We start from the raw sequence: 9,832 nt of genomic DNA on the forward strand, positions 1-9,832 counted from the left end.
CGGGTGCTGGGCGCAGCTGCGCACGCAGTCCTTGATCTGGCAGTGGGCGTCGTGGGCCGGGGCCTTGGCCTGCGGGGCCGCGTCGGCCTGCATGCCCGCGTGGTGGTGGCAGTCGGCAGTGCCGCCATCAACAGCCGCGGCTGCGGCGTGAGCCATTCGCCCCATTTCTTCGTGACCACGGGCCAGGGCCGCGTTCAGCCCGTTGAGCAACAGGCTGAGCATGAGCACGACGCGGAGCAGGGTCGAGGCCAGGGACATGACGCTAATCTAGCCGCAAGCGGACGCGGATGCACTTCCGGCTGAATGGCCGGTTCAAGATTGGACCTGCACCAGCGTAGAGCCGAGCCCACGCTCGGCTGCTGTTCGCGCAGAGGCAGCCGAGCGTGGGCTCGGCTCTACAGGGGCGCCCGCGCGCCGTTGGGGCCATGCCCGGCGGCCGCGCAGCGCGGCAACGCGATACCGTCAGCCCTCTTCACGCACGATCTCGACCAGGCGCGGGCCGTAGCGGCTCAGTTTGGTGCCGCCGATGCCGCCGACCCGGGCCAGTTCATCCAGGCTGGTCGGGCGCTGCTCGGCGATGTTGCGCAGGGTGCTGTCGTGGAAGATCACGAACGCCGGTACGTTCTGTTCCCGGGCCAGTTCGGCGCGCAGGCCGCGCAGCGCGTTGAACAGGGCCAGGTCCTGCGGCAGCACCGACAGGCCGGTGCGCTGCGCGCTGCGCTCGCGTCCGCTGGTGCTGCTGGCCGGGTCGCGGCGCATGCTGATCTGGCGGCGGCCGGTCAACACGTCGCGGCTGGCATCGGTCAGGCGCAGGCCACCGTGACCCTCGCTGTCCACTTCCAGCAGGCTGGCCGCGACCAGCTGGCGGAACACGCTGCGCCAGGTGCGTGCATCGAGGTCGCGGCCGATGGCATAAGTGCTCAGCTTGTCGTGGCCCTGCTGCCTCACCTTCTCGTTCTCGCTGCCGCGCAGGATGTCGATCAGGTGGCCGACACCGAAGCGCTGGCCGCTTCGATAGACGCAGCTCAGCGCCTTCTGTGCCGGTATGGTCGCGTCCCACGAGGCCGGTGGCGTCAGGCAGTTGTCGCAGTTGCCACAAGGCTGGGGGTAGGTCTCGCCGAAGCCGGCCAGCAGCACCTGGCGGCGGCACTGCATCGATTCGCAGTAGCCCAGCAGATGGTCGAGCTTGGCCCGCTCCAGCTGCTTGCGCTCTTCGCCCGCCTCGGACTGCTCGATCATCTGCTTGAGCAGTACCACATCACCCAGGCCGTAGCACAGCCAGGCCTCGGCGGCTTCGCCATCGCGGCCTGCGCGTCCGGTTTCCTGGTAGTAGCCCTCCATCGACTTGGGCAGGTCGGTATGCGCGACGAAGCGCACGTCCGGCTTGTCGATGCCCATGCCGAAGGCGATGGTGGCACACATCACGATGCCGTCCTCGCGCAGGAAGCGGCGCTGGTTGCCGGCGCGCACTTCCGGCGGCAGGCCGGCGTGGTAAGGCAGAGCGTTGAAGCCCTGGCCGCAGAGGAATTCAGCGGTCTCCTCGACCTTGCGCCGCGACATGCAGTAGACGATGCCGGCCTCGCCACGGTGGCCGCGCAGGAAGTCGGTCAGCTGCTTGCGGGCGTTGTCCTTCTGCACCACGGTGTAGCGGATGTTGGGACGGTCGAAGGAACTGACAAAATGGCGCGCTTCCTGCAGATCGAGGCGCTCGGCGATCTCGCGCTGGGTCGGCGGATCGGCGGTGGCGGTCAGCGCGATCCGCGGGATCTGCGGCCAACGCTCGTGCAGCACGGTCAACTGGCGATATTCGGGGCGGAAGTCATGGCCCCACTGCGACACACAGTGTGCTTCGTCGATGGCGAACAGGGCGATCTGGCTGCGCGACAGCAGCGACAGGAAACGCCCGGTCAGCAGCCGCTCAGGGGCGACATACAGCATGTCCAGTTCGCCGGCGAGCAGCTCGCGCTCGACGCGGCCGGCGGTCTCGGCATCCAGGGTTGAATTCAGGTACTCGGCGCGCACGCCGAGCTGGCGCAGGGCTTCGACCTGGTCCTGCATCAGTGCGATCAGCGGCGAGATGACGATGCCGCAACCGTCACGCAGCAGGGCCGGGACCTGATAGCACAGCGATTTGCCGCCGCCGGTGGGCATCAGCACCAGGGCGTCGTGACCGGCAGCCACATGCTCCACGATGTCCTGCTGCGGACCACGGAAATCGTCGTAACCAAAGACGCGTTGAAGCAGGTCGTGCGCGGGACGGGAAGCCATCGCGCTAGTTTACCTCCCGGAGGCGGCGGCAGGGCTGCGCCCTGGGAACGCGCCATTGCATGCGCGCTGCCGCTCCCACGCTTCGCTGCGCGAAACGCGGGCCCCACTTACCAGCTCCCAGACCCCCGCCGCTTCGCGTCTGCCCCCTGACTCAGGGGGCTCTCCCCCAGACTTGGCCCGGTGGCGGGTAGATCCACGCCATGCGTGGATGAAATCTGTCAGATATCGACAATCAAAATGGGGTCAGATCCGTTTTCCTGCGGAAAACGGATCTGACCCCAAGCAATGCCCTGGCAGATCACGGAAATCTGTCGAAGGCGGGGTGGGTCCGGTTGAGGGGGTGTGAGCGGCATGGATGCCGCGACCAAGCCCCCATGGACGGGTTTACGGCGCCCCCTCAACCGGACCCACCCCGCCAACCTTCAGGAAACTGGCTTTTGCTCTGGCTCTGGCTCTGGCTTGAAGGCTTCGGCGGGTGCAGGGCTGCAAGCCCTGCCGAACACCCCCAACCCTTACTGCAACAGCGAGCGCAGCATCCAGGCGTACTTCTCGTGGGTCTGCAGGCGCTGGGTCATCAGATCCTCGGTCGGGGCATCGTCACCCTTGGCCGCCACATCCAGCACTTCACGCGCCGTACGGCATACCGCTTCGTTGGCGACCACCAACTGGCGTACCATTTCACGCCAGTCCGCACTGTCGGTGAGGCCCGGTTCCTCGACGATCGAGGTCAGCGCAGCGAATTCCCGGTAGGAGCCCGGGGCATTGAAGCCCAGCGCGCGGATGCGCTCGGCCACGTCGTCCAGTGCCGCCCACTGCTCGGTGTACTGCGTCTCGAACATGGTGTGCAGCGAGTTGAACATCGACCCGGTCACGTTCCAGTGGAAGTTGTGCGTCTTCAGGTAGAGCGTGAACGCATCGGCCTGGAAGCGCGACAGACCGTCGGCGATCTTCTTGCGGTCGCCCTGGGTGATCCCGATATCGATGTTCGGCGCCGACGGTGCCGCCGCTGCAAGCTTCTGCTTGCCGGTCTTGGCCTTGGTCGTGCTTTTGGTCTTCGCCATGAGGTTCCTCCTTATGGAATCGTTGGCCTTCACAATAAACCGGTCGTGATGACTGGTCGCTTTCAAAGTTTTGAACGAACCGATTGATGAACTCTATCGATAAAAATCCATCGCCCCGCCTGCGCCAACAGCGCGCCGCCATCGACGGCGCCATGAGCCGCGACCGGGGCCGTTTGCTGGGAATGCTCTCGCGTTGCCAGGCCAAGCCGCAGGATGCGGCACTGGCCGCTACTTTCGAGCAGGCCTTGCAGGCGTCGGTGCAGCGTCGGCAGGTACGGGCGCAACAGCAGCCGTCCATTACTCTGGACCCGCAGCTGCCGATTGCGCGTGAAGCCGACGCGATCATCAAACTGATCCGCGACCACCAGGTGGTGGTGATCGCCGGTGAAACCGGTTCGGGCAAGACCACCCAGCTGCCGAAACTGTGCCTGGCCGCAGGCCGTGGCCAGGCCGGCATGATCGGCTGCACCCAGCCGCGACGGATCGCCGCACGTGCGGTCGCCAGCCGCGTGGCGCAGGAACTGCAGAGCGAACTGGGCCAGCTGGTGGGCTACCAGGTACGCTTCAATGACAAGGTCAGCGACGACAGCCGCATCAAGTTCATGACCGACGGCATCCTGCTGGCGGAGATCGCCAGCGACCGCTGGTTGTCGAACTACGACACGATCATCGTCGACGAGGCACACGAACGCAGCCTCAACATCGACTTCCTGCTGGGCTACCTGAAGCAGCTGCTGCGCAAGCGCCCGGACCTGAAGCTGATCGTCACGTCGGCCACCATCGACACCGAACGCTTCGCCCAGCATTTCGACAACGCACCGGTGATCAGCGTCGAAGGCCGCACCTACCCGGTGGAAGTGCGCTACCGCGCGCTGGAAGGCGAGGGCGAAGACCAGGGCGAACGCACCGTCAACGATGCCATCGTGTCGGCTGTCGACGAGATCACCCGCCTGGACGCACGCGGCGACGTGCTGATCTTCCTGCCGGGCGAGCGCGAGATCCGCGATGCGCACCAGTCGCTGGAACGGCGCAAGTACCGCAATACCGAGGTGCTGCCGCTGTACGCGCGCCTGTCCAACCAGGACCAGGACCGGGTGTTCAACCCCGGGCCGAACCGGCGCATCGTGCTGGCCACCAACGTGGCCGAGACCTCGCTGACGGTGCCACGCATCCGCTACGTGGTCGATCCGGGCTTCGCCCGCGTCAAGCGCTACAGCCCGCGCAACAAGCTGGATCGCCTGCACATCGAGCCGATCTCGCAGGCCAGCGCCAACCAGCGCAAGGGTCGCTGCGGCCGTATCGCCGAAGGCATCTGCTACCGCCTGTACGCCGAGGCGGATTTCCAGGCGCGGCCGGAGTTCACCGATCCGGAAATCCGCCGTTCCAGCCTGGCCGGCGTGATCCTGCGCATGCTGCAGCTGGGCCTGGGCCGCATCGAGGAGTTCCCGTTCCTGGAGGCGCCGGACGAGCGTGCCGTTGCCGATGGCTGGCAGCAGCTGACCGAGCTGGGCGCGATCGATGCCGAGCGGCGCATGACCACCATCGGCAAGCAGATGGCGCGCCTGCCCGTGGACGTGAAGCTGGCGCGCATGCTGGTGGCCGCACAGGCTGCAGGCTGCCTGCGGCCGATGCTGGTGATTGCCTCGTTCCTGGGCATCCAGGACCCGCGCGAACGCCCGCCGGAAGCGCGCGGTGCCGCCGACAACGCGCATGCGCAGTTCGCCGATGGCCGCTCCGAGTTCGTCGGCGTGCTGCGCCTGTGGGATGCCTACCGGCAGGCCCACGAAGACCTGACCCAGTCCAAGCTGCGCGACTGGTGCGGACGTCATTTCCTCGGCTTCCTGCGCATGCGCGAGTGGCGCGAGCTGCATCGCCAGCTGCGGCTGCTGTGCGAGGAACTGGGCTGGAAGGAAGAGGCCAGCGAGGCATCGATGGCACCGCTGCTGGCCGGCAGCAGTGCGCCGGCACCGGCACGTGATGACGCGGCCTCAGTAAAGGCCACCCGCGGCCAGTTGCATCGTGCCGCGCGCCTGGCCCGCGAAGGCAAGGCCGAGGCCGCACCGGCACCGGTGGCCGTGCGCGCGCAGAAGGAACAGGCGCCCGCCGGCGGCGGCTTCAGCGAACGCGTGCGTGCCGCTGCCTACCAGACCCTGCACCGGGCGCTGGTGGCGGGCCTGCCGACGCAGATCGGCCACCGCACCGAGAAGGGCGATTTCCAGGCACCACGCCAGCGCCGCTTCCTGCCGTTCCCCGGTTCGGCGCTGGCCAAGCGGCCACCGCCGTGGCTGCTGGTAGCCAACCTGCTGGATACGCAGAAGGTATGGGGCATGACCCTGGCCGCGATCGAGCCGGACTGGGTGATCGCCGAACTGCCGCACCTGCTGCTGCGCAAGCACTTCGACCCGCACTGGTCGCGCGCGCAGGGCCAGGTGCTGGCGTCCGAGCAGATCAGCCTGTTCGGCCTGGTGCTGGCACCGAAGAAACCGGTCCATTACGGCCGCATCGCGCCGGGCGAGGCGCATGACATCTTCGTGCGCCAGGCGCTGGTGACCGGCGAGATCAATACCCGTGCCAGTTTCGTCGCCGACAACCAGAAGGTGCTGGAGGTCGCGCGCGAGGAAGAAGCCAAGCTGCGCCGCGCCGGCATCGTTGCCGACGAAGACTGGCAGGCACGCTGGTACCTGGACCGGGTGCCGCCGCAGATCCACTCGGCGGCGGGACTGGATAGCTGGTGGAAAGGGCTGGCGCCGGAGCAGCGCAAGGCGCTGCACTGGTCGTTGGCAGACCTGTTGCCCGGTGAGGGCAGCGAACAGGAACGCTATCCGAAGTACCTGGCGCTGGGCCAGGCGCGCTTGCCGCTGCACTACCGCTTCGAACCGGGGGCCGACGACGATGGCGTGACCCTGGACGTGCCGCTGCACCTGCTCAACGCATTGGATCCGGTGCAGCTGGGCTGGCTGGCGCCGGGCTTTGTCGCCGACAAGGCCTCGGCACTGATCCGCAGCCTGCCAAAGGCGATGCGCCGCAACTACGTGCCGGCGCCGGACTTCGGTCGCGCGTTCTACGAGGCCTTCCCGCAGCCCAGCGCTGATGCCATCACTGGCGAGCTGGCGCGTTTCCTGTCACGTGCGACCGGCGCGACGGTGACCGCACTGGATTTCGAGCCGGGTTCGATCGAGCCGCACCTGCACATGAACCTGCGGCTGCGCGACGAACAGGGCAAGGTGCTTGCCACCTCGCGTGATCTGGAAGCGCTGCGCGCGAAATTCGGTGGCCGTGCTGGCGATGCCTTCGCCGCGCGTGCCGGGCGCGAGATGGCGGCTGACGGCCTGCGCACGTTCCCGGCCACGCCGATTCCGCTGCAGGTACCCGGTGAAGCCGGCGTGCCGGCCTATCCGGCGCTGCTGGACGAGGGCGACAGCGTGGCGCTGCGCATCTTCGCTGATCGCCAGCAGGCGCAGGACGCCCATCCGCTGGGCGTGCGCCGCCTGCTGGAGATCGCCCTGGCCGAGAAGGTGAAGCAGGCACGCAAGCAGTTGCCGGTCGGTGCCAAGACCGGCCTGTTGTATGCCGCGATCGAATCGCAGGAGCGGCTGCGTGGTGACCTGGTCGATGCGGCGATGAACGCGGTGCTGGCCGAGGGCCTGGAGGAAATCCGCGATGCGACGGCGTTCGAGCAGCGTCGCGAACACGCCGCCAAGGCCCTGTTTGGCGAGGCGATGTCGCGGCTGAAGCTGGCCGAGACCATTCTGGCGCTGGTGGCGGAGCTGAAGCCGATGCTGGAAGCGCCGTTGATGGGCTGGGCGCGCGGCAACCTGGACGACATGGAAGCGCAGCTGGCCGGGCTGATCCACCCCGGCTTCCTGCGCGACACGCCGGCCGACGCGCTGGCGCAGTACCCGCGCTATCTGAAGGCGATGATCCTGCGCACCGAACGTGCCAAGCGTGATCCGCCGCGTGACCAGGCGCGCATGCTGGAACTGCATCCGTTCCTGGAAGCGCTGGAGGCGGGCGAGCAGCAGGGCCTGCGTGATCGCCCGCAATGGCAGGCGCTGCGCTGGGATCTGGAAGAACTGCGGGTATCGCTGTTCGCGCAGGAGCTGGGTGCACGCACCGGTATCTCGGCGAAGAAGCTGGCGCAGCGCGTGGCTGCATTGCGCCAGGCCTGAGCGCGCCACGGTCGCCCGTCGGGCGACCGTGGCCGGCCGGGCAGGGAGCCGGCATGGCCGGAATGCCCGGGCGTTACTTGGTGCGGCGAACCTTCGGCTGCACGTTCACCCCGTCCACCTTCATATACCAGGCGCCCATCACCCCTGGGCGCATGCTGACGCCCGGGGCGTCCTTGCGGCCACCGGAATAGTGCGTGGCGTCTATCTGCTCCCACTCCTGGCCGTTCTGCAGCACGTAGCGGCGGCCCTGGCCGAATCCACGGAATTCGCCCTGCAGGTTGCTTTCGATCGGTTCGCTGCTGCCGAAGTCCAGGAAGCCGCGGTTCTTCTTGATCACTTCCTGGCGGCCTTCTTCGCGCGCTGCGGCGACGGCCTGGGTGGTGGCCGCCTCGACCTTGCCCTGCAGCCAGCGGTTGAGCGTGGCCAGTTCACCGGCACTGAGCTTGTCCAGGCCGGCGGCCTTGAACTCGGAGGGCGACATCTGCTGCTGCAGGTCGCCCTCCACCACGCGCTGGGCCAGCGCAGGCGCGGACAGGGACAGCAGCACGGCGGCACAGGCCAGCAGCCGTGGACGGACGCGCGGGGCAATCGAAGGCATGGCGGGTCTCTCCTGGGTGTGTGGGCGAGTGTAGCGGCATGTCTTCATGCCGGGTGATGGTGGGTGCAGTGATTGTCCCTGAACGGCGCCGGCGCTAGTGTAGGCGCCTCTGTCTTGCCTGCTCGATGCTGTGAACCGCGCTTCCGTCCCTGGCCTGGATGCCTTGTTGAACCGTCCCTCGGCAGCGGTGCTGCCTGCTCCGCTGCGCCAGGCCCTGCGTGAGCATTGGGAAGCGCCGGATTGCGAGCACCAGATGCGTGCCACCTGGTCGGTGCTGGGCGATACTCTCGATGCGCTGGCGATGCTCTCGGCCGATGAAGGCGCAGTGGTGGCCGCATTGCTGTTCGACCTGCCGGGCCTGCGCGCCAGCCTGGACCAGCTGCCGCTGGGCAACCACAAGGCGGCGGTGATCGGCCTGCTGGATGGCCAGGATGCGGCCGACCCGGTGTGGGCGCTGCACGCCGGCCGTGAGGCGGGGCGCAACAGCGAAGGCCTGCGCCGGCTGCTGCTGGCGATCATCCGCGACCTGCGCGTGGTGCCGATCCTGCTGGCACGGCAGCTGGCGCGGATGCGCGCGGCCGACAAGCTGGACGAGGAGCAGCGCCGCGCGCTGGCCCAGCTGACCCGCGACATCCACGCGCCCCTGGCCAATCGGCTGGGCATCTGGCAGCTGAAGTGGGAGCTGGAGGACCTGGCGTTCCGCCACCTGGAACCGGAAACCTACCGCCGCATCGCCCGCGAGGTGGATGAAACCCGCATCGCCCGCGAGCGTTACGTCGAGAACGTCAAGAAGGTGCTGTCGCGCGAGCTGGTCGCCCAGGGCATCAAGGCCGAAGTCAGCGGCCGCCCGAAGCACATCTACAGCATCTGGCGGAAGATGCAGAAGAAGCGGCTGGCCTTCGACCAGCTGTATGACATCCGTGCGGTGCGCGTGATGGTCGACGACGTCGCCGCCTGTTATGCCGCGTTGGGCGTGGTGCACGCGCTGTGGGCACCGGTACCCAGCGAGTTCGATGATTACATCGCCAGGCCCAAGGCCAATGACTATCGCTCGCTGCACACCGCCGTGGTCGGCCCGGAAGGGCGCACCATCGAAGTGCAGATCCGTACCCACGAGATGCACTCGCAGGCCGAGCTGGGCGTGGCCGCGCACTGGAAGTACAAGGAAGGTGGCAAGGGTGCGGAGAAGTCCTTCGACCGCAAGATCACCTGGATGCGCCAGTTGCTGGAACAGGCGCAGGACGGGCAGGGCAATGAACTGGCCGGGGCGCTTGATGCCGAGCTGACCGAGGACCGGGTCTATGCGCTGAGCCCGAAGGACGAGGTGCTGGACCTGCCGCAGGGCGCTACCCCGCTCGATTTCGCCTACCAGGTGCATACCATGGTCGGGCACCGCTGCCGCGGCGCAAAGGTCAACGGCCGCATCGTGCCGCTGACCTACCGCCTGCGCAGCGGCGACCGCGTCGAGATCCTGACCGGCAAGGAGGCCGATCCGCGCCGCGACTGGCTGATGCCGGCCAACGGCTTCCTGGCCAGCAACCGCTCGCGCGAAAAGGTGCGCAGCTGGTTCCACAAGCTGGACCGCGCGCGCAACGTGCAGGCCGGTCGCGAGCTGCTCGAGCGCGAGCTGAAGCGGCTGGGCCTGCAGCACGCGGACCTGGCCGTGGCGGCGAAGAAGTTCCATGCCGACAGCGTCGATGACCTGTACATCCAGGTGGCGCTGGGCGATACCGGCC

6 protein-coding genes are annotated in these 9,832 nt (G+C 67.7%); 2 read left to right on the forward strand and 4 right to left on the reverse strand.

All coding sequences use genetic code 11. The features are described 5' to 3' along the window. The 3 genes from N5E02_RS18450 to N5E02_RS18460 all read right to left on the reverse strand — a co-directional run. On the reverse strand, positions 1-258 hold a 258-nt coding region (locus N5E02_RS18450), incomplete at its 3' end, for a CopL family metal-binding regulatory protein (protein WP_279946586.1). Positions 259-462: 204 nt separating this feature from the next. Further along, positions 463-2,268, reverse strand: a complete 1,806-nt coding sequence (recQ, locus tag N5E02_RS18455) for a DNA helicase RecQ (RefSeq protein WP_005418471.1) — start codon at positions 2,266-2,268, stop codon at positions 463-465. Positions 2,269-2,780: 512 nt separating this feature from the next. Then, entirely contained in the window at positions 2,781-3,329 is a 549-nt protein-coding gene (locus N5E02_RS18460; protein ID WP_005418469.1) for a Dps family protein, read from the reverse strand. A gap of 86 nt (positions 3,330-3,415) precedes the next feature. Here N5E02_RS18460 and hrpA point away from each other — a divergent pair, with 86 nt between their 5' ends. Next, a complete protein-coding gene (hrpA, locus tag N5E02_RS18465) occupies positions 3,416-7,498 on the forward strand; it encodes an ATP-dependent RNA helicase HrpA (RefSeq protein WP_065185415.1) in 4,083 nt (1,360 codons plus the stop codon). A 73-nt stretch (positions 7,499-7,571) separates the two neighbouring features. Here hrpA and N5E02_RS18470 read toward each other — a convergent pair whose 3' ends face one another. Further along, positions 7,572-8,096 (reverse strand): hypothetical protein, encoded by a 525-nt coding sequence (locus tag N5E02_RS18470; protein WP_053500608.1) that lies wholly within the window; start codon positions 8,094-8,096, stop codon positions 7,572-7,574. Positions 8,097-8,226: 130 nt separating this feature from the next. On the opposite strand from N5E02_RS18470, the gene N5E02_RS18475 reads away from it, so the two are divergent. Beyond that, a partial coding sequence (locus tag N5E02_RS18475; protein WP_279946587.1) for an HD domain-containing protein occupies positions 8,227-9,832 on the forward strand: 1,606 nt, incomplete at its 3' end.

This window comes from Stenotrophomonas sp. GD03777 (assembly GCF_029842485.1).
GTDB lineage: Bacteria > Pseudomonadota > Gammaproteobacteria > Xanthomonadales > Xanthomonadaceae > Stenotrophomonas > Stenotrophomonas sepilia.

What these genes read in the sequence shown, in the direction of transcription:
- recQ (WP_005418471.1), bottom strand. Translation starts at nt 2,268, where the DNA reads ATGGCTTCCCGTCCCGCGCACGACCTGCTTCAACGCGTCTTTGGTTAC.
- N5E02_RS18460 (WP_005418469.1), bottom strand. Translation starts at nt 3,329, where the DNA reads ATGGCGAAGACCAAAAGCACGACCAAGGCCAAGACCGGCAAGCAGAAG.
- hrpA (WP_065185415.1), top strand. Translation starts at nt 3,416, where the DNA reads ATGAACTCTATCGATAAAAATCCATCGCCCCGCCTGCGCCAACAGCGC.
- N5E02_RS18470 (WP_053500608.1), bottom strand. Translation starts at nt 8,096, where the DNA reads ATGCCTTCGATTGCCCCGCGCGTCCGTCCACGGCTGCTGGCCTGTGCC.